Source organism: Nonomuraea sp. NPDC054003, from assembly GCF_055585125.1.
Window position 1 is genome coordinate 146,201 of the sequence record NZ_JBVJKR010000011.1, and the last position, 23,917, is coordinate 170,117.

Genomic DNA, 23,917 nt, shown 5'->3' on the forward strand with positions numbered 1-23,917 from the left:
CTCTGCGTCACCGGGCGAGTAACGGATACGCTTGCAGCCCCACCCCACGATTGTCCATGGGAGAGTGCGTGTCTAAGGCTGGGCGGCTCGTCGTCCTCGTCTCCGGCTCTGGAACAAACCTACAGGCCCTGCTGGACGCTTCCGCCGATCCTTCGTACGGGGCCCGCGTGGTGGCCGTCGGCGCCGACCGCGATGGGATCGAAGGTTTGGCCAGGGCGTCACGCGCAGGCGTACCCACTTTTGTGCGAAATTTGCGTGATTATCCGAATCGTGAGGATTGGGATGCCGCGATCGCCGCGGAGATCGCGGCCCACAAGCCCGATCTGGTGATCTCGGCCGGCTTCATGAAGATTCTCGGCGCTCCGACGCTGGACTCGTTCCCGGTCGTCAACACCCACCCCGCGCTGCTGCCGTCGTTCCCGGGGGCTCACGGTGTGCGCGACGCGCTCGCGTACGGGGTCCAGGTGACGGGCTGCACCGTGATGCTGGCCGACGCCGGCGTCGACACCGGGCCGATCATCGCCCAGGAGGCCGTGCGCGTGCTGCCGGGCGACGACGAGTCCGAGCTGCACGAGCGCATCAAGACCGTCGAGCGCCGGCTGCTCGTCGACACTGTCGGCCGGATGGTCCGCGAGGGCTGGACGGTCAGCGGACGCGTCGTCCGCATCGGCAACAACATTGGAGGGGAAAACTCGTGACCCGCATCGCCATCCGGCGTGCCCTGATCGCCGTGTACGACAAGTCGGGGCTGGAAGAGCTGGCCAGGGCTCTCGACGGTGCGGGGGTGGAGATCGTGTCGACGGGCGGCACGGCCGCCGCCATCGCGTCCTACGGCATCCCGGTGACCAAGGTCGAGCAGCTCACCGGCTTCCCCGAGTGTCTCGACGGGCGCGTCAAGACGCTCCACCCGAGGGTGCACGCCGGGCTGCTCGCCGACCTCGGCAAGCCGCACCACGTGCAGCAGCTGGAGGAGCTGGAGATCGACCCGTTCCAGCTCGTGGTGGTCAACCTCTACCCGTTCGAGCAGACGGTGGCCTCGGGGGCGTCGCCGGAGGAGTGCGTCGAGCAGATCGACATCGGCGGCCCCGCCATGATCCGCGGCGCCGCCAAGAACCACAACACCTGCGCGGTCGTGGTCGACCCCGGCTTCTACGGCGAGGTGTCCGCCGCGCTGGAGCAGGGCGGGTTCAGCAAGGCCGAGCGCAAGCGGCTGGCGGGCATCGCCTACGCCCACACCGCCGCCTACGACGTGGCCGTGGCCTCGTGGTTCGGCAGCGCGTACGCGGCCGAGGAGGAGTGGCCCGCGTTCATGGGCGCGACCTGGCGGCGCAAGGCCGAGCTGCGCTACGGCGAGAACCCCCACCAGGGCGCCGCCCTCTACACCTCGGGAGCGGACGGGCTGGCCAACGCCGAGCAGCTGCACGGCAAGGAGATGTCCTACAACAACTACCTCGACGCCGACGCCGCCTGGCGGGCCGCGTGGGACTTCACCGACCCGTGCGTGGCCATCATCAAGCACCAGAACCCGTGCGGCATCGCCGTCGGCGCCGACGTGGCCGAGGCACACCGCAAGGCCCACGCGTGCGACCCGGTCTCCGCCTACGGCGGCGTGATCGCCGTCAACGGGCCGGTCACGGCGTCCCTGGCCCGGCAGATCGCCGAGGTGTTCACCGAGGTCGTGGTGGCGCCCGCGTTCGAGCCCGAGGCGCTGGAGATCCTCACCAGGAAGAAGAACCTTCGCCTGCTGGTCTGCCCCGCCGGCCCGGCCAACGTGGCCGAGTTCCGCCGGATCGACGGCGGCCTGCTCGTCCAGCAGGTCGACCGGGTCGACGCGGCCGGCGACGACCCGTCCACCTGGCAGCTCAAGGCGGGCGAGCCGGCCTCCCCGGAGATGCTGGCCGACCTGGCGTTCGCCTGGCGGGCCGCGCGCTCGGTCAAGTCCAACGCGATCCTGCTGGCCAGCGACGGCGCCACCGTGGGCGTGGGCATGGGGCAGGTCAACCGGGTCGACTCCTGCCGCCTCGCGGTCAGCCGGGCGGGCGAGCGCGCGACGGGCGCGGTTGCGGCGTCCGACGCGTTCTTCCCGTTCCCCGACGGGCCGCAGGTGCTCATCGAGGGCGGCGTGAAGGCCATCGTCGAGCCCGGCGGCTCCGTACGCGACCAGGAGGTCATCGACGCGGTGGAGAAGGCGGGCGTCACGCTCTACTTCACCGGCACGCGGCACTTCTTCCACTGATCGACGGCTCGGCGGCCCGGACCCCGGGCCGCCGATTTGCCGGAAAAGTGCGGCGGCATGCCGCTTGTCCGGTTAATCTGATGCGCGTTGCGTGTCTCATTCCCCTCGGAGTGTCTCCATGACGCTGCTCGACGCATCCCTGAACGTCCTCCTGGCCGTGAACGGATTCGCCACCAGCCCCTTCGTACTCATCCTGCTGGCCTTCATCGGCGCCTACCTCGGCGGCCGGGCCATGGAGCTGATCCCGTTCACCCGCAGGATCATCGAGCGCCGTGAGGCTCAGCTCGCCGAGCGGGAGTAGTCCCAGGCCAGCTTGGCCGCCCCGGCGAGGCTGGCCCGCACCCCCAGCGTGGTCGGCCGCACCTCGACGGCCCTGACGAACCCCAGCCCGCCGACGTCGTCCAGCGCCGCCTCCAACGGGCCGAACAGCACCGGCCCCGCCTGGGAGACGCCCCCGCCGACGACCACGGTGGTGATCTCGACCGCGGCGGCCGTCGAGGCGATCATCCCGGCCAGCGCCCGCGCCCCCCGCTCGAACGCGGCCACCGCCACGGGATCACCTGCGGCGGCATCCCCCGCCAACGTCCGCGCGTCCGCGACCACGGGGTCGCCGGTCGATGCCCGGCCGGGGGTCCAGCCGTTCTCCAGCGCCCAGCGGGCCATGTTGGGGCCGCTCGCGTACCTCTCGACGCAGCCGCGTCCGCCGCACTCGCAGCGCTCCCCGTAGGGGTCCACGCTCATGTGGCCGACGTGACCGGCGTTCCCGGTGGGGCCGAGCAGTGGCGTGCCGCCGACGACCAGGCCGCCGCCGATGCCGGTGGAGACCACGATGCCCAGCAGCGCGCGGGTCTCCTGGCCCGCGCCCAGCCAGTGCTCGCCCAGCGCCATGCACTGCGCGTCGCCGGCGAGCACGGTGGGCAGGCCGGTCACCTTCCGCACCTCGTCGCGGAGCGGGAAGCCGCGCCAGCTTGGCATGTTCACCGGGCTCACGGTCCCGGCGGCGAGGTCCAGCGGCCCGGCGCACCCGATCCCGACGGCCCCCGGCTCCGGCCCGCCCTCGGTCACCTGCTCGATCAGGCCGCGCAGCGCGGCCATGACCTCCTGCCCCGGCGTGGGCCGGGTGCCGGAACGCAGCACGGATCCGCTCGCGTCCACGAGCGCGGCGGCGAGCTTGGTCCCGCCGATGTCAATGGCAACTACGTGATTCATGAGTGTTTGTGGTGGTTGTCGGGCTGGCGAGGGTCGCCAGGATGCTCAAGTCCGGGCACGAGCCGCACCGTCGCGGCCCGCTTCTCATCGATCCACCGCGCGAAGGCGAGCCGCCGCGCCGCGTCGAGCCGGGGTGCCCCGGCGCCGCTCTCCGAAGCGGGCGTCTCGCCGTCGAGGGCCGCGACGTCCAGCTCCGAGCGCTCCGCCACCGCGACATGCCACCCCAGGGCATCTCGTACGGGGCCGGTGATCTCTCCGGGAGGCCGGGAGCGCAGGGCAGCGGCGAGGGCGGCGGGCAGCGACTCCAGGGTGACCGCGCCCAGCGGTTCCAGGTCGGCCGGGGTGGCCGTGCGGGCGGTCTCCCTGTCCTCGAACAGCCCGTGCAGCACCAGGTAGCGGGTCTCCCGATCGTCCCGTACGGGGGAGGGACGCCAGGCGGCGGGCACCTCGGCGGTGGCGGTCACGTGCCGGTACATCGCGCGCACCCACGGGCTGCCGTGATAGGCGGCGGCGTTGACGGACCCCAGCTCGACGGCGGCGATCCGGTCGAGCGGCGGCCCGTCCACGGGGGCCAGCCCGAGGCGCGCGGCCTCGTCCTCGCACAGCGCCTCGGTGAGGATCACCTGGGTCAGCCACCGGGCCAGCTGGCGGTCCTCGGCGCTGCCGGGCGTGGGCAGCGCGGCGCGTGACGGCCCGGCCCGCAGCTCGGCGATCCGCCGGTCGAGCGCCTCCCGCCCCACGGGCCTGTCACCGATGTACCCGATCTCCGCAGGAACGGCGGTCACCGGGTCACCTCCAGGCGGACGGTGGCGGCGTACTGGCAGCGGCCGAACCACATGACCTTGGGCAGCGCCCAGAAGTGCCCGGCCGTCGCGTCCGGCGGGACCTCCACGGGGAACGTCACGTCACAGGTCCCTCCGGCGGCCACCGTGAACCCCATGATGACCGAGGGGAGCAGCTCCCACGTCCCCCACGGGGCGGCGAGCTGGGCCTCGCCCCGGATCTCTCCGTGGGTGCCGTTCGCGAGCCGTACGGTCAGAGCGGCGCGGTCGCCGGGGCGGAGGGTGAGCGCGTCCGCGAGCGTGGTCACCGACAGGCCGGTGGGGCGGGCCTCGTCGGCCGTGGTGCCCCGGACGGCGTCGACGGGGGCGGGCGCGGGGCCGGGCACGGGCAGTTCGGGGGCGTCGCCGAGCGCCACCGTGGCCACGTCCTCGATCACCTGCCCGCCGACGCCCGTCCGCGCGGACACGAAGTGCAGGCCCCGGCCGGGTGCTGGGGTGACGGTGGCGGGGAACCGGACGTGCCCGCCCGGCTCGACGCGGAACGGCCGCCGCGCCGGCAGCACCGTCCACCCATCGGGTACGTGCAGCTCCACGACGCCTTCGTGCGCCGCGTCGGTCAACTGCGACGACACGACGACGTCCACCTCGAACGGCCCGTCCGGGGTGACCAGGCCGGGAGTCAGGGTGACCGACACCGGCAGGTAGCCGAGCGGCGCCGGGCCCTTGTTGTGCAGCCAGTAACGCGCGTACACCGGCTGCGCGGTCTCTCTCACCGCCCCCAGCTCGGGCCCCGTCTCCATGGGCTCGGCGGCGACCAGAAACGTGCCCACCTCGGCCCCGCCCAGCCTCACGGCCCCCGGGTGGTTCCCCTCGGGATCGAAGAGCGGCCGGCGCGTCCTCGAACCTCTCACCCGCTTCGGCAGCACCGACCCGTCGAAGCCTCCCGCGGCGGGATGGGGCGCTGTCGACGGGAGAGGACGTTCGAGCAGGTCGGCGGGCGTCAGAGCGGAGGGCAGAAGAGGGGAGTGGACCTTGGCCTCAGAGCCGAGACCAGTGGCCTCCACCAGGCGCAGGGTGACCGTCTCGGCGTCGTGACGGGCGCGCCCGTGGGCGTGCGGGTTGCCGGTGGCCTTGAGCGTGCCCAGGAGCACGTCACGAGCAGGCTCCACACGCAGCAACGAGCACACCTGCGGTAGCACCGGACCACTCGCGACCGTCAGCGGCCTGGCCGTGGCGTGCGGTGGGGACGCGCCCGCGTGCGGCGCCACTCCCGCCGGACCGGTCGCGCCCATCAGCAGCCTGTCCGTCGCGTGCGGTGGCTCGCTCGCTGGGTTGGTCGCGTGCGTCGGAGGTCTGTTCGCCGGGGTGACCACGCGGGGCAGCAGCGGGGTGGTGAACTCCTGGCCCGAGGAGGGGAGCCGGTTCGCCCGCCAGTCGCCGGGTCCGGCCACGAGGGCGTACGAGAACTCGTGGGTCCAGTGCTGGAGCTGGAACGCCGACCCGTCGGGGCCGGTGCGGCGCGGGGGGTCGAGCCAGATGCCGGAGGGCCAGCCCGTGCAGGACCGCATGAGCGACAGGTGCAGAGCCCCCGACGGGTCCACCGCGAAGCCCGGCAGCCCGTACGCCAGCAGCGCCACCGTCCGGTCGTCGAGCCGTTCGGAGCCGGCCGGGCAGACCGCCGGGATGACGGCGCCGGCCAGGTCGTCCACCAGCTCGTCCACCGGCCCGGCGACGATGAGGGCGGGCAGGGAACGCAGGTCGCGCAGGTCCGCGCTGGGCCGCCACACCTCGGCCAGCGGCCGTTCGGCGGGCACCCACACGCGCGGCGCGCCCGACGTCAGAGCCTCGGAGAAGACCGGGTCGCAGCGGGACAGCAGCTCGGCGGCGACCGGGTTGGTGTCCGGCCCGCCGAGGACGATGCGCGTGTCCGGCAGGTTCGAGTCCACGTGCAGCCACCCGTACCGGGTGCCCGAGGCGGTGGAGGTGGTGGCGGTGACGCCCACCCTGGCCAGCGCCGCGACGAGCTCGCGAGCCCGCGGCGCGTCCGACGGGCCGGGCACCACGATCTCGGCCACGCCGATCGCCCGCGCGCCGGCCGGGCCGAGGTCCACCCGGGCGGTGGAGGACAGGCCGAACCAGGTGTTGGCCGGGTTGTCGAGCGTCCACGGGTGCTCGGCCGAGTCCACGTCCGGCAGCGCGAAGCCGCGCCCCACGACGGCGCCCGCCACGTCCGACACCGGCAGCGCGCCCTCGACGTGCGCCGGGAACCGGACCCTGAGCAGGCGGTCGGCGCCGGTGTAGTCGACCACGCGGGTGGTGAGGTCCACCCGGTCGGAGCCCGCCAGGAGGGTGACGACCTGCTCGTACGCGACCTCGCCCACCTGCCCGGTGACGATGATCCGCTGCCCGACGGGGGAGGTCTCCGCCCGTACGGAATCCGCGGGGGCGTCGCCGGACCCGAGGGAGCTGCCGGTGGGCATGAGGTGCCACGGCCCCTCGCCCATGTCCGGATGCTGCGGGTACTCCTCGTACAGGCGCAGCTCGTTGCCCAGGCCGGTGAGCAGTTCGCGGCCGGTGGCCAGGTCGGTGACGGAGGCCAGCGCGCCGCCCCTGGCGGGGTCGGCGACGATCCGCCAGCGCTCGTTCTCGATGGTCGTGCCGGGCAGCTCCTGCCACGGGTCGGCCCGGCCCTCGACGATCCGGTACGTGCGCCAGCCCGTCGCGGGCACGTCTTTGGCCGTGAACGTCAGCGTGCCGTGCTCGGAGACCGCCGGGATCTCCACGCCCGCCGGGTCGGCGACGCGCAGTCCGGGCCCGAGGCGCACGCGCACCAGGCCGTCGCGGGCGAACGGCAGCGTGTTCGTCACCACGACGCTGCGCCCGTCCACCGCCACCTGGCCCATCAGCGCGTCGAGCGCCCGGTCGCGGGCGTCCGCCGCCACGTCGTACGCCTCGCGCCAGCCGGTCAGCAGGTCGATGTAGACCTGGTCGGACTCGGAGCCGGTGATCGCGTCGTGGTGCGCCCCGTACGCGAGCTGCCGCCACACCTTGTCCAGCGCGGCGTGCGGGTAGCGGCCCAGCCCCAGCAGCGCGGCGAGCGCCGAGAGCCGCTCGGCGTCCAGCGTCGCCACCTCGGCGGCCCGCTGGGCCTGCTTGGTGTCGATGTAGGAGACGTCCTTGCCGGTATAGATCGGGTTCATGTCCCGTGATTGCGGGCTTAAGGCCGAAATTTCGGTACGAACCGCGTCCAAGAAGTCCCGAGGCGTCCCGCACACGAACCGCGGCCACACGTACCGCGCGTTCCAGGCACGGTGGATCTCGGTCACCCACTTGTTGGGCGGGGTGTAGTCGGTGCCGACGGGCAGCAGGATGTTCCGGGTGGCGGCGACGGGCTTGAGCGACCGGTACAACTCGTACACCGCCGCCGTGGCGGCCTCCAGCGTCGGCGCCGAGTCCATCCACCAGCCGGCCGAGTAGTGGGCGGGCATGTAGTGCGTCAGCACCCCCAGCCCGGACGGCGCGATCCATTCGAACTCGCTGGGGAACTGCATCAGGGTGGCGTCGTTCCCGGCCGCGCCGAAGTTCTTGTCGATCGGCCCCCACTGGTGGAACGGCCCGCGCGCCCACGCACTCCCGGTCAGCCCGGCCGCCGCCAGGTAGCCGGGGAACTGCGGGTCGTGCCCGAACGCGTCGAGCTGCCAGGCGGTGCGCGGGTCGCCGCCGAGGATGTCGCGCTGGTAGCCGATGCCGTGGACGAGGTTCCTGATGGTGGTCTCGGCCCCGGTCAGGTTGGTGTTGGGCTCGTTGTACGTGCCGCCGACCAGCTCGGCCCGGCCCTCGGCGAGCAGGGCGCGCAGGTCGGCGCGGCGCTCGGGATGGGTGTCGAGGAACGGCTTCAGATAGTCGACCTCGGCCAGCACGAACCGGTAGTCCGGGTCCCGCAGGGCCAGCTCGATGTGCGCCTCGACCAGCGCGAACGCGTTGAACTCCCAGAGCGGCCTGGTGGTCGCGTCGGCGGCCAGCAGCTCCCACGGGCTGGTGTAGGCGGCCTGGGTGTTCCACCAGACCGGGTCGTAATGGAAGTGGGAGACCATGAACATGGTCCAGCCGGGAGACTCGGCCGTCACGGTCACGTCCAGCGTCTCGCCCTCCAGGGTCACCACGCACGGCACCACCGCGCCCGGCGGCGTCTCGGCGTCGAGCGGCACCTCCAGCGTGACCGGACCGTCCCCGGCGGGCACGGTCGCGTGCCCGCGCACGCCGTCGCCGCGCACCTCCAGCGCGGCCTCGCGTCCGTCCCGCGCGACGGTGACCTTCAGCACCTGGCGTGGCCGGTCCGCCGGCCCCACGAACAGATCGGTCGGCTCCGCGGACAGCAGGCGAACAGACAAATCAACCCCTAACACCCAGACCGGCGACGGCCACACTATGCCTTCCGTGGGTCCATGACAACGATGTCATCGGCCGGGAAACGCGCGCCGGCGGAGCCATGGAAGGATTGGAAGCATGAGCGCAGTCAGACTCGACGGCAAGGCCACCGCGGCGAAGATCAAGGCAGACCTCACGGCCCGGGTGTCCGCCCTCAGAGAGCGCGGCATCACCCCCGGGCTCGGCACGGTCCTCGTCGGCGACGACCCCGGCAGCCAGATCTACGTCGCGGGCAAGCACCGCGACTGCGCCGAGGTCGGCATCGCCTCCATCCGTGTCGACCTGCCGGCCACCGCCACCCAGGCCGAGGTCGAGGCCGCCGTCGACGAGCTCAACGCCTCACCCGAGTGCACCGGCTACATCGTCCAGCTCCCGCTGCCCAAGCACCTCGACACCATGGCCCTGCTGGAGCGCATGGACCCGGCCAAGGACGCCGACGGCCTCCACCCGGTCAACCTCGGCCGCCTGGTCCACATGGTCGACGCGCCGCTGCCCTGCACGCCGCACGGCATCGTGCTGCTCCTCCAGGAGTACGGGGTCCCGATCAAGGGCGCCGAGGTGGCCCTGGTCGGCCGGGGCATCACCGTGGGCCGCTCGCTCGGCCTCCTGCTGACCCGGCGCAGCGAGAACGCCACCGTGACCCTCTGCCACACCGGCACCCAGGACCTGGCCGGCCACGTGCGCCGCGCCGACATCGTGGTGGCGGCCGCGGGCGTGCCCGGCCTGATCACCAAGGACATGGTCAAGCCCGGCGCCGCCGTGCTCGACGTCGGCGTCTCCCGGGTCAACGGCAAGATCGCCGGCGACGTGGCGCCCGACGTGGCCGAGGTCGCGGGCTTCCTCACCCCCAACCCCGGCGGGGTCGGCCCGATGACCCGCGCACTCCTGCTGGCCAACGTCGTGGAGGCGGCCGAGCGGCTGCACGCCTAGGGGCTCGTACGGGGTCCGGGGCTGGGTTCTTCGTACGTTCGACAACCGCTGTTGATATCTTTGGCCGCTTTAGTCCAGAAATATCGTGAGGCGGTCTAGATGCGGAGATTTGTGTGGATGGTCGGGTGCTTGGCTCTGGCAGGATGCTCCGTCCTGCCGGGGGCGGGCTCGGAGCAGGCGCCGTCCACGGCGGCCACCGAAACCCCGACACCCGCGGCCGCGCCCGTCACCGCCCAGGAGGTGGCCTCGGTCCTGGAGGACTACGTCAAGCGCAACAACGCCGCCAACAAGGCCGTGAGCGACAAGCTGCTCGCGGGCTACGAAGGCGGCTCCAGCCTGGCCATCGACAAGGCGGGCTACGCGTCCCTCCGCAAGCTGGGCGGTCGCCAGGCCGCCTACCAGCCGTTCGGCTACACCGAGCCGGTCCACACCGTGCCCGTCGGCCAGGAGGGACGCTGGTTCCTGGCCACGACGCACTGGAAGGGCAAGACCGGGACCGCCAAGGAGCCGACCTACCTGCTGTTCACCCGTGACGGAGAGTCCTGGAAGCAGGTGTACGCCCCCGACGTCTTCGAGGGCAAGGCCGCCGAACTCCCCGAGATCGTCGCGGACGCCTCGGGAACGGCCGAGGAGGTGGCCCACTCCGACGCCGCCGGGCTGATGATGTCGCCCGCCGCGTTCGCCAAGAGCTACGCCGCCCACCTGGTGAACAAGGGCACCGCGGCGTCCAGGACCCGCTTCGCGGCCGACCGGCTCACCACCGGCGCCGCGTCCAACCGCGTCAAGATGAAGGAGTACGCCAAGGTCGTCGAGAGCGCCCGCCCGGCCACGGCGTATCCCTCCTACGCCCTGCGCACGGCCGACGGCGGGGCGCTCGCCTTCACCACCCTCCAACGGACCATCCGCTACGACGTGCACCAGGGGCCGGGGCGCAAGTACGTCTTCCAGAAGAACAACGGGTTCCTGCGCGGCAAGTTCTACACGTACATGAAGTCCACCGCGCTGATCCAGGTCGTCGCGCACATCCCGCCGAAGACCGCCGAACCCGCCCAGGTCGAGGTGCTCGGCTCCTACAGCGGCATCATCTCCGGCAGCGGACGCTAGCCCGCCACCGCGAGGCGTGTTCGGCATGCGTACACTTATTCACTAGCCGAACATTTCGGAGAGCTGCGCCTCTGCCCGCCGGTGTCAAGGGAACCTCATGGTCGAACACGTGCAGTCGCTGGCCCGCGGCCTGGCCGTGATCCGCGCCTTCAGCGCCACCGCCCCCCGGCTGACGCTGAGCGAGGTGGCCCGCGCGACCGGCCTCACCCGCGCCGCCGCGCGCCGTTTCCTCCTCACGCTCGCCGACCTCGGCTACGTGCGCAACGACGGGCGGCTGTTCTCCCTCACGCCGCGTGTCCTGGAGCTCGGGTACGCCTACCTGTCCAGCCTGTCGCTGCCCGAGGTCGCCGCGCCCCACCTGGAACGCCTGGCCGCCGAGGTGCGCGAGTCCGCCTCCGTCGCGGTGCTGGACGGCGAGGACGTCGTGTACGTGGCCCGCGTCGCCACGGCCCGGATCATGCGCGTGTCGATCAGCATCGGCACCCGCTTCCCCGCCTACTGCACCTCCATGGGCCGCGTCCTCCTGGCCGGCCTACCCCCGGCGGACCTCGACGCCTACCTGGACCAGGCCGACCTGCGCCGCCTGACCTCCCGCACCATCACCGTCCCGTCGGCGCTGCGCGACGAGCTGGACGGCATCCGCGAGCGGGGCTGGGCCATGGTCGACCAGGAGATGGAGGAGGGCCTCCGCTCGATCGCCGCCCCGATCCGGGACCGTTCCGGGGCGGTCGTCGCGGCCGTCAACGTCTCCACCCACGCCAGCCGCACCACCCTCCAGCAGGCCAGACGCACGCTCCTCCCGCCGCTGCTGGCCACGGCCGCCAAGATCGAAGGCGACCTGTCCTCGCTCGCCTCTCCGGCGACAAGGGACACGAGCTGACCAGCGGGCCGGCAGACGACGGTCACGTGCGTTGACGGTAGCGGTCGGTGGCCTGGCGGGTGGCGCGGATGGCCGCGTCCGCCTTGTCGTAGGTCCGCTGCGCCAGCCCCACGAAGATGCAGTCCACGATCAGCAGCTGGCTGATCCGGCTGGCCAGCGCGCCGGGCCGGAACGCGGTCTCCCTGCCCGCCGACACCAGGGTGTGGTGGGCGAGCGCGGCCAGGGAGGAGCGCGGGTTGTTGGTGATGGCGACCAGCAGCGCCCCCGTCTCGGCCGCCGTGCGGGCCGGGACGAGGACGTCCGGCGTCTCGCCGCTGCAGCTGATCGCCACCGCCACGTCCCCGGGTTTGAGCAGGGCGGCGCTCGTCAACGCCAGGTGGGCGTCGCTGAACGGGTGGCTCGACAGCCCGATCCGCAGGAGCTTCTGCGACATGTCGGCGGCCACCAGGCCGGAGGCGGCGACGCCGTAGACGTCGACCCGGCGGGCGCCGACGATGGCGGTGACGACCTCGTCGAGCCGGTCCGGGTCGAGCTGGGCGGCGGTGTCGGCGAGGGCTTCGGACTCGGCGCGGGCGACCTTGGCGATGACGTCGGTGAGCGGGTCGTCGGGGGCGAGGTCGCCGGGGACGAGCCGTTCGGGCTCCTTGGCGACGGCGGCGGCCAGCGCGAAGCGCAGCTGCGAGTAGCCGGTGAAGCCGAGCGCTCTGGCGGTACGGACGATCGTCGCCTCGCTGGTGCCCGACACCGTGCTGAACTCGGTGATGGTGCTGCGCACGACGAGGCCGGGGTCGTCCAGGATGATGCGGGCGATGGCCTGGGCCGCGGGGGTGAGCGACGGCAGGACGGCGCGGACCGCGGCGACCGGGTTGGCCGGTTCGGTGGTGCCGGTCACGAGGTCAGCCGTTCGGCCGCCGCCTGGGCGGAGACGCGGGAGATGCCGTGGGTGGCGAGGTGGGCGGCGCCGGCGGGTTCGGCCGGGATGCCGGTGTCGATGACGACGATGTCGGGACGCTCCCGTACGGCCTGCTCGATGCGCTCACGTACCCAGGCGTGGCGGGCGGCGTCGTGCACGACGAGGACGGCGGGGCCGGTGCCGAGGGGCGGGAGCGCGGCGCCGGGCTCCAGCGGGACGCGGCGGGTGCCGGGCAGCGCGGCGGCCAGGGCGGCGGTGACGCCGGTCGGGTTGACCTGGTCGACGGCCTGGCTGTGACGGGTGTTGACCTCGACCACGAGCGGCGGCCCGGTGAGCCGGGCGGCGCCGGTGACGGTGAGGGCGGCGCGGGCGGCTTCGAGACCGGCGGGGTCGTCCGGTTCGGCGAGTGCCTGGGCGCGGAGCGCGGCCTGGCCGGCGTACCAGGCGGAGACGGCGCGGACGCGGGCGGCGGCCTCGGCGAGGCGTTCCTCGGGCAGCGCGCCGGAGCGGACGGCCTCGACGATGGCGTCGCGTAGCGCGTACAGGCCGTCCTCGGTGACGTGGCCGGCGCAGACGGCGTCGGCGCCGGCGGCGAGGGCGCGTACGGCGATCTCGCCGGGCTCGAACATGGCGGCCACCGCCCGCATCTCGATGGCGTCCGTGACCAGCATGCCGTCGAAGCCGAGCTCGCCCCGCAGGAGCTCGGTGAGGGCGGCGCGGCTGAGTGTCGCGGGCAGGTCCGGGTCGAGGGCGGGCACGAGCAGGTGGCCGCACATGATCGACCGCACGCCGGCCTCGACGGCGGCGCGGAACGGCGGCAGGTCGCGTTCGGCGAGCAGGTCGCGGGAGGCGTGCACGGTGGGCAGCGCCAGGTGGGAGTCGGTGGTGGTGTCGCCGTGGCCGGGGAAGTGCTTGGCGCAGGCGGCCACGCCGGCGCCCTGGACTCCGGCCACGTAGGCGGCGGTGTGGCGGGCCACCAGGTCCGGGTCCGGGCCGAAGGAGCGGACGCCGATGACGGGGTTGGCCGGGTTGGCGTTCACGTCGGCGGTCGGCGCGTAGTCGAGGGTGACGCCGGCGCCGGCGAGCATGCGGCCGAGCTGCCGGCCGACGCGTTCGGTGAGCTTCACGTCGTCGACCACGCCGAGCGCCCGGTTGCCGGGGACGGAGCTGCCGTGCTCGACCTCGAAGCGGGTGATGGTGCCGCCTTCCTCGTCGACGGCGACGATCGCGTCCGGGCTGTGCGCGCGGATCTGCCGGGCGGCCCGGTCGAGCGGGTGGTTGCGCGCGAACAGCACGACGCCGCCGAGCCCTTGATCGAGCGCCCCGCGCATCCAGTCGGGAAGCGAGGCTCCCGCGTACCCCGGCTGGAGCACGGTCATGGCCAGGCGGGACAGGTCTGGGGTCATGCGGCATTTTCCTTCACGGTTGTTGAACTGAAGGTAATTTTCTGTCATCGTCGCCCTCGACACAACCGCTTCCGGGAGGCCACCCCCCATGCCCAGCCGAAGGACTCTCCTGAAGGGTCTCGCCCTTGCCGCCGCCGCCACGGCGGTTCCCCTGCCCGCTTTCGCGTCCGCCGAGTACGTTCCCCCGCTCCGCCAGATGCGCGGCATGTGGATCGCGTCCGTGGTGAACATCAACTGGCCCTCCAAGCAGGGCCTGAGCGTCGAGGAGCAGAAGGCCGAGTATCTGGCCTGGCTCGACCTGGCCGAGCAGCGCAAGCTCAACTCGGTGTTCATGCAGATCAGGCCGACCGCCGACGCGTTCTGGCCGTCGCCGTTCGAGCCGTGGTCGCACTGGATCACCGGCGTGCAGGGACAGGACCCCGGTTACGACCCGCTCGCCTTCTTCGTGGAGGAGACGCACAAGCGCGGCCTGGCCTTCCACGCCTGGTTCAACCCGTACCGCGTGTCGATGCAGGACGACCCGAACAAGCTGCACCCCGACCACCCCGGACGCAAGAACCCCGACTGGATCCTCCCGTTCGGCGGCAAGCTCTACTACAACCCCGGCATGCCGGAGGTGCGGAAGTTCTGCCAGGACGCGATGCTCGACGCGCTGGCCCGCTACGACATCGACGGCCTGCACTTCGACGACTACTTCTACCCGACCAACAGCACGGCCTTCGACGACGCCGAGGAGTTCGCCAAGTACGGCGCGGGCTTCCCCGACCTGGCGGCCTGGCGGCGCAACAACGTCGACCTGATGGTCTCCGAGATGCAGCAGCGGGTCCGCGAGGTCAAGCCGGAGGCGGCCTGGGGCATCAGCCCGTCGGGCATCTGGCGCAACAAGGGCACCGACCCGCTCGGCTCCGAGACCAACGGCGGCCAGTCGTACGACAACCTGCACGCCGACACCCGCGGCTGGGTCAAGAAGGGCTGGCTCGACTACATCGCGCCGCAGCTCTACTGGTACATCGGCCAGCCGCCGGCCGACTACTCCAAGCTCGTGCCCTGGTGGTCGGACGTGGCCGACGGCACGAAGACGATGCTGTGGATCGGGCAGGCCGCGTACAAGGCGGGCGACCCCGCGCAGGCGCCCGAGTGGCAGGACCCGAAGGAGCTGTCCGACCACCTCACGCTCAACCGCGACCACCCGCAGATCAGCGGCGACATCTGGTACAACGCCAACGACCTGCGCCAGGACCGGATCGCGTCGGTGAGCACCGCCGTCGCCGACCACTACGTCCGGCCCGCGCTCGCCCCGGTGCTGCCGAGGCTGGCGACGGGCAAGGCGCCGAACCGTCCCGTGCTCGCCTACGCGCTGCGCAAGCGCGGCGGGGTCGAGGTGCGCGCGGTGGCGACCGGTAGGCAGGAGCCGTTCCAGTTCGCCATCTTCCGCTTCCCCGGCAGGGCGCGGGACGCGCAGTTCGCCGACGCCCGCCACCTGGTCGCGGTCGTCCCCGGCGACCGGCAGGTGGTCTGGCAGGACCCCGACGGCAAGCGCGGCGACCACTACCACGTGGTGGCGGTCGACCGGGCCAACCGGACCAGCAAGCCCAGCAACGGGTTCCCGGTGATCTGAGATCATGCGGGTTCTCGGCCTCATCTCGGGCACGTCCCACGACGGCATCGACAGCGCCGTCGTGGACTGGACGCTCGACGCCGGCGTGCTCACCGGCAGGATCGAGCACACGGGCGAGCGACCGTACGAGCCGGAGCTGAGAGCCCGCATCCGGGCCGCGCTGCCGCCCCACCGCGTCGACCTGGGCGAGGTGTGCGCCCTGGACACGCTGATCGGGCAGGCGTTCGCCGGCGCCGCCGCCGGAGCGCCGCCATGCGAGCTGGTCTGCTCGCACGGCCAGACCCTGTTCCACTGGGTGGAGGACGGCCGGGTGCGCGGCACGCTGCAACTCGGCCAGCCGGCCTGGATCGCCGAGCGCACCGGCGTTCCTGTCGTGTCGGACGTACGGGCGCGCGACGTGGCCGCCGGAGGCCAGGGCGCGCCCCTGGTGTCGTATCTCGACCTGCTGCTCATGGCGGGGCTGCCGGGTCGCGCCGGCGCGCTCAACCTGGGCGGCATCGCCAACCTGACCGTGCGCGAGCCTCCGCTGGCCTACGACACCGGGCCGGGCTGCGCCCTGATCGACGCCGCCGCGCCGCCGTACGACAGGGACGGCGCGCTGGCGTCGGCGGGCACGGTCGACCGGGACCTGCTCGACCGGCTGCTCGCGGAGCCCTACTACCTCCAGGAGCCGCCGAAGTCCACCGGCAAGGAGTTGTTCACGCCGGACTACGTGAAGGCGGAGCTGCCCCTGACGGACCTGGTGGCGACGCTGACGGCGCTGACCGCCGAGACGGTCGCCGCGGAGATCCGCAGGCACCGGCTCGACACCGTGATCGTGTCGGGCGGAGGCGCCCGCAACCCAGCGCTGATGAGCATGCTCCGCCTGCGCGCGACGCCGGCCAGGTTTCTGACCAGCGACGAACTCGGGGTGCCGGCCGACAGCAAGGAGGCGATCGCCTTCTCGCTGTTCGGCTGGCTCACCGCACACGGCCTGGCGGCGACCGTGCCCGGGTGCACGGGCGCGTCGGGCGCCCGGATCCTGGGCACGATCACGCCGGGTTCCGGTCCGTTGACGCTGCCGGAACCCCTCGCCGAAGCCCCGGTCGCGATCCGCTTCTCAGGAAGCCCTGCGGCCCGCCGCTGACGGCTCCGCGGTGGTGCCCGCCCGCTGCGGGGGAACCACGGGGGTCGGACGCACCAGGCCGAGCGCGACGACCTCGTTGGCCAGTCGCGTGCGCCGGTTGGTGCCTTCGGGGATCCTGAACTTCTGATAAAGCCGCAGCAGGTGCTGCTTGACCGCGGCCTCGGTCACGACCAGGTCGTCGGCGATCTCCCGCGCGGTGGCCGGAGCGACGAACGCCTCATCCGACAGGGCCGGCCGGCAGAGCGAGGTGAGCACGTCGACCTCGCGCCTGGTCAGCTCGGGCGCCGCCGCCCTGCGGAGCTCCACTTCGGGCGCGAAGTCCTCACGGGGGACTCCGCCGACCCGTCCTCGCGCGGCCCCGAACGAGACGACGTCGCCGTCGTCGAGCACCCTCCGGGCGATCGGCCTGCCGTTCACCCGTGTGCCGTTGCGGGACAGGCCCAGGTCAACGACGTACAGGTAAGGCCCTCGCCTGACGAATTCGGCATGGAGCCGAGAGACGCTGGGATCGGTGAGCCGGATGTCGACACCGCGGCCCCTTCCCACCGTCGTGATCTCGGGGCGCAACGGGATCACCTCGCCTGTGTCCTCGATGCGTATGAACGGCCCCTCCACGGCAGTTCCTCCCCAGGTAGCCCGCCGTAACTCTTACTACAGCTCCGGCTTACCCAAACGTGGGGATGCGGAATCGCCTTTGCCGAAAGCAGAATCGCGCGTGAAATTGGTCTGGACCTCTGCGGACGGTTTTGCCTGCTCACGGGTAGACTTCGGGCGAAGATAAGCGGAGGAAACACTCATGGCGGACAAGCCCACCAAAGGCCTGGCTGACGTCGTCGCCGCGTCCACAGCGCTCAGCGACATCGACGGAAAAGCAGGTCGGCTGTTCTACCGGGGATACGACATCCACGATCTGGCCGGCCGCGCGACCTTCGAGGAGACCGCGTACCTGTTGCAACGAGGCAAGCTGCCCGACCGCGCCGAGCTCCAGGAGTACGGCGACGACCTCGTGCGCGGCCGTGACCTCGGCGAGCTGGTCTCGGCGAACATCTCCGAGATCGCCGAGAAACAGAAACCGATGGAGGCGCTGCGCAGCTACGTGTCGCTGTCCGGCGCGGACGACCCTGACAAGGACTCGAACGCCCCCGACGCCAACCTGCGCAAGGCCGCCCGCCTGACCGCCCAGCAGCCCCTGCTGGTGGCCCGCTACCACGCGGCCCGCACCGGCGCGACCGCCCCCGATCCCGACCCCTCGCTGAGCACCGCGGCGAACTTCCTGTTCCAGATCACCGGGCGCGTCCCCTCGCAGCGCGAGGTGGAGATCTTCGACACCTGCCTGGTGCTGCACGCCGACCACACGATGAACGCCTCCACGTTCGCCGCCCGCGTCTGCGCCGCTACCCTCTCGGACATGCACTCCGCCATCGTCGCGGCCATCGGCACGCTCAAGGGCCCGCTGCACGGCGGCGCCAACGAGCAGGTCATGAAGACCCTGGAGTCGATCTCGCCGACCGGCGTCGCCCAGGCGGTCCGTGACAAGCTCGGCGCCGGCGAGAAGATCATGGGCTTCGGCCACCGGGTCTACAAGACCGAGGACCCGCGCGCCACCCATCTGCGCCGCATGTCGCAGGAGCTGGCCGAGTCGGCCGGCGACGACACCTACTACCGGATGTCCAAGGAGATGGAGGAGGTCGTCTTCGAGGAGAAGGGCCTCTATCCGAACGTCGACTTCTACGCGGCCTCGGTTTACCACTACCTTGGCATCCCGACCGACCTGTTCACTCCCGTGTTCTCGATCAGCCGCATGTCCGGCTGGACGGCGCACGTGATCGAGCAGCACGCCGACAACAGGCTGATCCGCCCGGACAGCGAGTACATCGGCGAGACCGACCAGAAGTGGAAGCCGATCGACGAGCGATGAGCCTGCGTGACGACGTCGAACGCGAGGGCTGGGGGCCGTACCCGCTGATTCTGGCGGGTGCGGCCGTCGCCGTGGGATTGGTGTTCCTGATCGACCCGCGCTGGGGCGGATTCGCCCTGGGCGGTGTCATCATGATCGGTGCCGCACTGCGCTTCTCCGGATTCGGCGGGCCCCTCGCGGTGCGCGGCCGGAAGGCGGACGCGGTCACGCTCGGGCTGGCCGGGTTCATGCTGGTGCTGACTTCGCTGCTGCTCGACAACCCGGCCGCGAAGGCCCTGATCGAGTCCCTTTTCTCTCGCTGACGAGGCGTCCGATAGCCTCAACGCATTCATTCATGAAGGGGAACCGTTCGCATGCCCAAGATCAAGGTGGAGGGCCCGGTCGTCGAACTCGACGGCGACGAGATGACCCGGATCATCTGGCAGTTCATCAAGGACCAGCTGATCCTTCCCTACCTGGACATCGACCTTAAGTACTACGACCTCGGCATCGAGCACCGTGACGCCACCGACGACCAGGTGACCATCGATGCCGCCAACGCCATCAGGAAGCACGGCGTGGGCGTCAAGTGCGCCACCATCACCCCGGACGAGGCGCGGGTCGAGGAGTTCGGCCTCAAGCAGATGTGGAAGTCCCCCAACGGGACGATCCGCAACATCCTCGGCGGCGTCATCTTCCGCGAGCCGATCATCATGTCCAACGTGCCGCGGCTCGTCCCGGGCTGGACCAAGCCGATCGTCGTCGGCCGTCACGCCTTCGGCGACCAGTACCGCGCCACCGACCTGAAGGTGCCGGGCGAGGGCACCCTCACCCTCACCTTCACCCCGAAGGACGGCTCCGAGCCGATCGAGCTCGACGTGTACGACTTCCCGGGCTCGGGCGTCGCGATGGCGATGTACAACCTGGACGAGTCGATCCGCGACTTCGCCCGCGCCTCCATGCGCTACGGCCTGGACCGCAACTACCCGGTCTACCTGTCGACCAAGAACACGATCATGAAGGCCTACGACGGGCGCTTCAAGGACATCTTCGCCGAGGTGTTCGAGAGCGAGTTCAAGGACGACTTCGCGAAGGCCGGCATCACCTACGAGCACCGCCTGATCGACGACATGGTCGCCGCCGCGCTCAAGTGGGAGGGCGGCTACGTCTGGGCGTGCAAGAACTACGACGGCGACGTCCAGTCCGACACGGTGGCGCAGGGCTTCGGCTCGCTCGGCCTGATGACCTCCGTGCTCATGACGCCCGACGGCCGCACCGTCGAGGCCGAGGCGGCGCACGGCACCGTGACCCGCCACTACCGCCAGCACCAGCAGGGCAAGCCCACCTCCACCAACCCGATCGCCTCGATCTTCGCGTGGACCCGTGGCCTCGCCCACCGCGGCAAGCTCGACAACACCCCCGCGGTGACCGAGTTCGCCGACACGCTGGAGCGGGTCTGCATCGAGACGGTCGAGGGCGGCCAGATGACCAAGGACCTCGCGCTCCTGGTCGGCGGCGACGCCGCGTGGCTCACGACCCAGGACTTCCTCGCGGCCCTGGACGAGAACCTGAAGAAGAAGATGGCCTGACCGCCGTCTCACGTGAAGGGCCGCCTCCGGGCGGCCCTTTCCGCTTCCCGGACGATCCCTTGGTGCGCCGCGGTTGATCAGCTGGGTAAGAGCCCTCCATAACAGTCGTGCGCGTCTCGGGGGGTTCGAATGCGACTGCGTTTCATCGGTGGCGTGGGTGCGGTCGCGGTCGCCGTGATCGTGTCGGGGTGCGGCTCCGAGCCGGTCACCCAGGTGAAGGACGCCAAGGCCGACAGCGCCGCCAAGCAGCAGCTGTTCAAGGCCGCCCAGGCGAAGGCGGCCGCGGCCGTCAAGGCCAACGAGCTGGGCCAGGTCCCGGTTCTCATGTACCACCGGATCGTCGACAAGCCGGGGACCACCGACGACCGCACGCCCGCCCAGTTCCGCACCGAGCTCGAACGGCTGGCCAAGGAGAACTACGTGCCGGTCACCGCGGCCGAGTTCGTCACCGGGAAGATCGACATCCCGGCCGGCAAGCACCCGGTGGTGCTCACCTTCGACGACTCCTCCCCGTCCCAGCTCACGCTGGACGCGATGGGCACGCCCAAGGCGAACACCGCCGTCGCCATCATGCGCGAGGTGGCCGCCAAGCACTCCGGCTTCCGCCCGGTCGCGACCTTCTACATCACCCGCGACATGTTCGGCAAGCACGTCCGCGAGGAGCAGGCGCAGACGCTGCTGTGGCTCAAGTCGAACGGCTTCGACCTGGGCAACCACACCCGCGACCACTACAACCTGCGCGCCCGCACGCACGACCAGGTCGAGGAGCAGATCGGCTCGATCGGCAAGGAGATCAACGAGCTGGCCGGGGTCAAGCCGGTGACGATCGCGCTCCCGTACGGGGTGCAGCCGCGCAAGAAGGAGTGGGCGGCGCGCGGCAAGTCGTACCACCACCAGGGCGTCTTCCTGGCCGGTTACACGCCCGCGGCGTCGCCGTTCAGCAAGTCGTTCGACGCACTGGGCATCCCGCGCATCAGGGCGATGGACAAGAAGGGCGACTGCGCGCAGTTCTGCTCGACGGCCTGGCTCGACTGGCTGAAGGCCAACCCCGACATGCGCTACACCTCCGACGGCGACCCGTCGACGGTCGCGTACCCGAAGTTCAAGAACCCGTTCCTGCGCGCCTCGTACAAGGCGAAGGCGCTGGCCTACTAGCGGACCGACCCGATCAGCACCGAGAGCTCCGCCGGGGCGAGCATGTAGTCGGAGACCGGGGCCATGGCGACGCGGAGGTCCCGTGCGGCCCCGGTGGCGAGGTCCACGACGTGGTAGGAGATCTTGCCGTGACGGTCCTCGGCCCGGACGAGCAGGGCGTCCTCACCTTCCCAGCGGATGAGGGCGTCGGCCCGCAGGCCCTCCGGGAGCCGCGGCACGATCGTGCGGAGGGTCTTTCCGTTTTCGGTGCCGGTCAGCAGGATGCCGGTGCTGACCACGTCGTGCGGGGCGATCTCCTTCGCGAGCGTCGCCAGCGTGCGGGCCGACGGTGACGGCAGGCCGTGGGCCAGGTTGCCGGGCACGGTGAAGCGCCGCACCACCCGGCCGCCGGGGGGGCGGATCACGTACGCGGCAGAGGTGGCATAGCCGGGCAGGTCGCGGGCGGGGTGGTCGGTCACCAGGGCGAGCCCTTCGGTGGTCCAGCCGGCGACCCGCTCGCCCTTCGGCAGGCGGCGCACGGTGCCGCGCCGGATGTCGACGATCATCGGGCGCTCCAGCACGACCTCGACGTCCTCGTCCAGGTGGTCGTGCCGGACGAGCAGGTGGCGGCCGTCGAGGGAGAGCAGCGGCTGCTGGGCGCCGAAGATCTCCCCGACCGATTCCTCCGTCTTGACGGGCAGTTTCGTGACCGTGCCGGTGGTCAGGTCCCTGGCGACGAACCGGTCGCCCAACGGGTGGACGACCAGGGTGCCGTCGGAGGAGAGCGCGAACGGGGCGTCGTCGTGGGCGCCCTCCACCCACCACTGCTGACCCGTCGCCGACACCAGGATGTGGTGCCGGCAGCCGTCGGTCCCGTCGTTGCAGTGCGGCTCGTACGCGTACCGGACGGGGGCGGGCGCGGGCCCGGTCAGCTTCACCGCGGCCGGGGCGGGGGTGGCCGGCGGGGCCGGCTCCGGGCTCAGGAACTCCACCGGCGGCGGGCCGCCGCCGTAGATCAGCCACGCCGCGGCGAGCGCCGCCGCCGCGGCCACGCACAGCCGCCAGAGCGCGCTCACGGGATCAGCCCGAACACGCCGTGGTCGAGCTTGTCCATGACACCCTTCATCGGGCTCGACCTGCCGGTGCCCGGGTCGACCAGGTGGTAGTGGCCGTCGTCGCCGTCGGGCTCGATCAGCACGGCGAGCCTGCCCTCCGCCGACCAGCCCAGCGGCTCCGGCGGGCCGTGGTGACGGGGCAGCTTCAACGCCGCCCGATCGGTCACCCGGCCCGTGCGCGCGTCCATGGTGACGGCCTCGTCGTCCGTGAACACGATCAGGGAGCGTCCGTCCTGGGTGGCCAGGGCTGGGAGGGTGGGGTCGAAGGGCGCCCGGCCGCGCACCCGGCCCCGCGGGTCCAGGGTGACCAGCTCGGTGCCGGGCGCGCCGGGCAGGGCGCGGTGGCCGGTGGTGCCGACCACGCCGTACGGGCCGAGGCCGAGCACGCGCCTGACGCCGGGCAGGGCGGTCCTGTCACCCGTGGCGGTGTCGACCAGCTCGGTCCCGGTGGCGGAGACCAGCGCCGCGAGGCGGCCGTGGTGGGAGAGGAGCGGCCGGGGGACGGCGTGGGCGGGCAGCGGCCCCGTGAGGTCGCGCCGGGTGGCCTCTGACAGGTGCTGGACGACCAGGCGGTCCGTGACGGAGTCGAGGTAGACGACGTGGTGGCCGTCGCCGCTGAGCGCCAGCGGCCCCTCCTGCCTGCCTCCGTCGCCGGTGGCGAGCCGGGTGACGGCCCTGTCCAGCGAGAACCCGCCGAAGTCCCAGGTGCTCTCGTCCCACTCGTCGTCCGGTTCGCGGCCGTCCGGCATCGTGGCGATCTCCCATGGGCTACCCGGGGTGACGTAGGCGAACAGGGCCGCGTTGGCGTAGGGCTCGGTGAGAGGCGACTTCGGCTGCTCGTCCGGCTCGACGGCGGCGGCGTTCCAGCCGGCCGCGAGGACGGGCGTGAGCAGCACGGCGGCGACCACCTGCCACCGGAGCGGCCGGCCCGCCTGGGTGAGGCGTTCGGGCGGCAGCGCCATGGAGAAGGCCAGCAGCGACACGACGAGGCTGAGAAGCGAGCGGATGATCTCCGGATCGGAGGACCAGCCGCCACCTGGCGCCGACCAGATCGCCACGATCGTCCCGCCGGCCAGCAGCAGGCGCGCGGACCGGGACCGCATGGCCAGCTCGGCGGACACCAGGTCGGCGGGCCCCGCGCGGAGCGGCCGCCGCCGCAGCCCCATGACGAGTAGGTTCACCGTCAGCACCACGGCGAGCGTGAACACCGCCCAGCCGCGCTCGGCGAGATCCACCTCGGTCCGGAACGAGCGCAGCACGGAGGCCAGCGCGATCGCGCCGGACACCATGGCGGCGAACACCCACAGCCCGGTCGCCCGCGGCGGCGCCAGCCGCAGGCCGAGCGGACGCCCCAGAGGCCCGCCCCGGCGAGCCAGCACCATTTCGGCCGCGGCGAAACCGCAGAACCATCCGGTGACCGGCCAGAAAGGGCTGACGGTGAACGATTCTCCGGGGGCCTGCGCGAACATGACGGCGAATCCGACGCCCATTCCGGCCCACATCAGACCTTGTGTGACATGCAGATAACGCAGAATCGCCGTGCCGTTGTA

General features: G+C 71.9%; 20 protein-coding genes. 12 read left to right on the plus strand and 8 right to left on the minus strand.

Annotated elements, in window-relative coordinates; genetic code table 11:
* Positions 1-68 precede the first annotated feature (68 nt).
* From purN to ACZ6YG_RS28195, 3 genes are all read left to right on the plus strand, one after another.
* Positions 69-698, plus strand: coding sequence for a phosphoribosylglycinamide formyltransferase (gene purN / locus ACZ6YG_RS28185; RefSeq protein ID WP_261809073.1), 630 nt, complete (start codon positions 69-71; stop codon positions 696-698).
* Positions 695-2,236, plus strand: a complete 1,542-nt coding sequence (gene purH, locus ACZ6YG_RS28190; RefSeq protein ID WP_466019644.1) for a bifunctional phosphoribosylaminoimidazolecarboxamide formyltransferase/IMP cyclohydrolase — start codon at positions 695-697, stop codon at positions 2,234-2,236. The genes purN and purH overlap by 4 nt, the downstream gene beginning before the upstream one ends.
* 118 nt (positions 2,237-2,354) lie before the next feature.
* Positions 2,355-2,537, plus strand: coding sequence for a hypothetical protein (locus ACZ6YG_RS28195; RefSeq protein WP_148036901.1), 183 nt, complete (start codon positions 2,355-2,357; stop codon positions 2,535-2,537).
* On the opposite strand, the gene ACZ6YG_RS28200 is transcribed toward ACZ6YG_RS28195, so the two are convergent.
* Genes ACZ6YG_RS28200 through ACZ6YG_RS28210 form a run of 3 tightly spaced genes read right to left on the minus strand, consistent with a single transcriptional unit; the run spans position 2,516 to position 8,618 of the window.
* Positions 2,516-3,445 (minus strand): ROK family protein, encoded by a 930-nt coding sequence (locus tag ACZ6YG_RS28200; protein ID WP_466019645.1) that lies wholly within the window; start codon positions 3,443-3,445, stop codon positions 2,516-2,518. The two genes, ACZ6YG_RS28195 and ACZ6YG_RS28200, sit on opposite strands and share 22 nt — an antisense overlap.
* The gene (locus ACZ6YG_RS28205) at positions 3,442-4,230 is read right to left on the minus strand and encodes a DUF7158 domain-containing protein (RefSeq protein ID WP_466019646.1); all 789 of its coding nucleotides are present in this window, start codon (positions 4,228-4,230) and stop codon (positions 3,442-3,444) included. Before ACZ6YG_RS28205 ends, ACZ6YG_RS28200 begins: the two co-directional genes overlap by 4 nt.
* Positions 4,227-8,618 (minus strand): glycoside hydrolase family 38 N-terminal domain-containing protein, encoded by a 4,392-nt coding sequence (locus tag ACZ6YG_RS28210; protein WP_466019647.1) that lies wholly within the window; start codon positions 8,616-8,618, stop codon positions 4,227-4,229. The genes ACZ6YG_RS28205 and ACZ6YG_RS28210 overlap by 4 nt, the downstream gene beginning before the upstream one ends.
* Positions 8,619-8,733: 115 nt before the next feature.
* Here ACZ6YG_RS28210 and ACZ6YG_RS28215 point away from each other — a divergent pair, with 115 nt between their 5' ends.
* From ACZ6YG_RS28215 to ACZ6YG_RS28225, 3 genes are all read left to right on the plus strand, one after another.
* Positions 8,734-9,585 (plus strand): bifunctional methylenetetrahydrofolate dehydrogenase/methenyltetrahydrofolate cyclohydrolase, encoded by an 852-nt coding sequence (locus tag ACZ6YG_RS28215; RefSeq protein ID WP_148036905.1) that lies wholly within the window; start codon positions 8,734-8,736, stop codon positions 9,583-9,585.
* A gap of 129 nt (positions 9,586-9,714) precedes the next feature.
* Positions 9,715-10,689 carry a DUF8094 domain-containing protein gene (locus ACZ6YG_RS28220; protein WP_466019648.1) on the plus strand — a complete coding sequence of 325 codons (975 nt, stop codon included), beginning with the start codon at positions 9,715-9,717 and terminating at the stop codon, positions 10,687-10,689.
* Between the two features lie 97 nt (positions 10,690-10,786).
* Positions 10,787-11,569 carry an IclR family transcriptional regulator gene (locus tag ACZ6YG_RS28225; protein ID WP_466019649.1) on the plus strand — a complete coding sequence of 261 codons (783 nt, stop codon included), beginning with the start codon at positions 10,787-10,789 and terminating at the stop codon, positions 11,567-11,569.
* A 22-nt stretch (positions 11,570-11,591) separates the two neighbouring features.
* Here the strand turns inward: ACZ6YG_RS28225 and ACZ6YG_RS28230 are convergent, their stop codons facing one another.
* Together ACZ6YG_RS28230 and ACZ6YG_RS28235 are read right to left on the minus strand one after the other, a co-directional pair.
* Positions 11,592-12,461, minus strand: coding sequence for a MurR/RpiR family transcriptional regulator (locus ACZ6YG_RS28230; protein WP_148036908.1), 870 nt, complete (start codon positions 12,459-12,461; stop codon positions 11,592-11,594).
* A complete protein-coding gene (locus tag ACZ6YG_RS28235) occupies positions 12,458-13,888 on the minus strand; it encodes a glycoside hydrolase family 3 protein (RefSeq protein ID WP_466019650.1) in 1,431 nt (476 codons plus the stop codon). Before ACZ6YG_RS28235 ends, ACZ6YG_RS28230 begins: the two co-directional genes overlap by 4 nt.
* Before the next feature lie 88 nt (positions 13,889-13,976).
* Here ACZ6YG_RS28235 and ACZ6YG_RS28240 point away from each other — a divergent pair, with 88 nt between their 5' ends.
* Positions 13,977-15,506, plus strand: coding sequence for a glycoside hydrolase family 10-like protein (locus tag ACZ6YG_RS28240; protein WP_148036910.1), 1,530 nt, complete (start codon positions 13,977-13,979; stop codon positions 15,504-15,506).
* A gap of 4 nt (positions 15,507-15,510) precedes the next feature.
* Positions 15,511-16,632, plus strand: a complete 1,122-nt coding sequence (locus ACZ6YG_RS28245; RefSeq protein WP_466019651.1) for an anhydro-N-acetylmuramic acid kinase — start codon at positions 15,511-15,513, stop codon at positions 16,630-16,632.
* Here ACZ6YG_RS28245 and ACZ6YG_RS28250 read toward each other — a convergent pair.
* Positions 16,606-17,247 carry an FHA domain-containing protein gene (locus ACZ6YG_RS28250; protein WP_148036912.1) on the minus strand — a complete coding sequence of 214 codons (642 nt, stop codon included), beginning with the start codon at positions 17,245-17,247 and terminating at the stop codon, positions 16,606-16,608. The two genes, ACZ6YG_RS28245 and ACZ6YG_RS28250, sit on opposite strands and share 27 nt — an antisense overlap.
* A 181-nt stretch (positions 17,248-17,428) precedes the next feature.
* Here ACZ6YG_RS28250 and ACZ6YG_RS28255 point away from each other — a divergent pair, with 181 nt between their 5' ends.
* The 4 genes from ACZ6YG_RS28255 to ACZ6YG_RS28270 all read left to right on the plus strand — a co-directional run bounded on the left by ACZ6YG_RS28255 (position 17,429) and on the right by ACZ6YG_RS28270 (position 21,273).
* Positions 17,429-18,550 (plus strand): citrate/2-methylcitrate synthase, encoded by a 1,122-nt coding sequence (locus ACZ6YG_RS28255; protein WP_148036913.1) that lies wholly within the window; start codon positions 17,429-17,431, stop codon positions 18,548-18,550.
* Positions 18,547-18,852: a DUF3017 domain-containing protein gene (locus ACZ6YG_RS28260; RefSeq protein WP_148036914.1), complete on the plus strand. Its 306-nt coding sequence runs from the start codon at positions 18,547-18,549 to the stop codon at positions 18,850-18,852. The genes ACZ6YG_RS28255 and ACZ6YG_RS28260 overlap by 4 nt, the downstream gene beginning before the upstream one ends.
* A 51-nt stretch (positions 18,853-18,903) precedes the next feature.
* Positions 18,904-20,118, plus strand: a complete 1,215-nt coding sequence (locus tag ACZ6YG_RS28265; RefSeq protein WP_148036915.1) for an NADP-dependent isocitrate dehydrogenase — start codon at positions 18,904-18,906, stop codon at positions 20,116-20,118.
* Positions 20,119-20,271: 153 nt separating this feature from the next.
* Complete coding sequence (locus ACZ6YG_RS28270; protein ID WP_466019652.1) at positions 20,272-21,273, plus strand: polysaccharide deacetylase family protein; 1,002 nt, start codon at positions 20,272-20,274, stop codon at positions 21,271-21,273.
* Here ACZ6YG_RS28270 and ACZ6YG_RS28275 read toward each other — a convergent pair.
* Together ACZ6YG_RS28275 and ACZ6YG_RS28280 are read right to left on the minus strand one after the other, a co-directional pair.
* On the minus strand, positions 21,270-22,328 hold the full coding sequence (locus ACZ6YG_RS28275) for a hypothetical protein (protein WP_466019653.1): 1,059 nt from the start codon (positions 22,326-22,328) through the stop codon (positions 21,270-21,272). The genes ACZ6YG_RS28270 and ACZ6YG_RS28275 overlap by 4 nt on opposite strands.
* The gene (locus tag ACZ6YG_RS28280) at positions 22,325-23,857 is read right to left on the minus strand and encodes a hypothetical protein (protein WP_466019654.1); all 1,533 of its coding nucleotides are present in this window, start codon (positions 23,855-23,857) and stop codon (positions 22,325-22,327) included. Before ACZ6YG_RS28280 ends, ACZ6YG_RS28275 begins: the two co-directional genes overlap by 4 nt.
* Between the last annotated feature and the right edge of the window lie 60 nt (positions 23,858-23,917).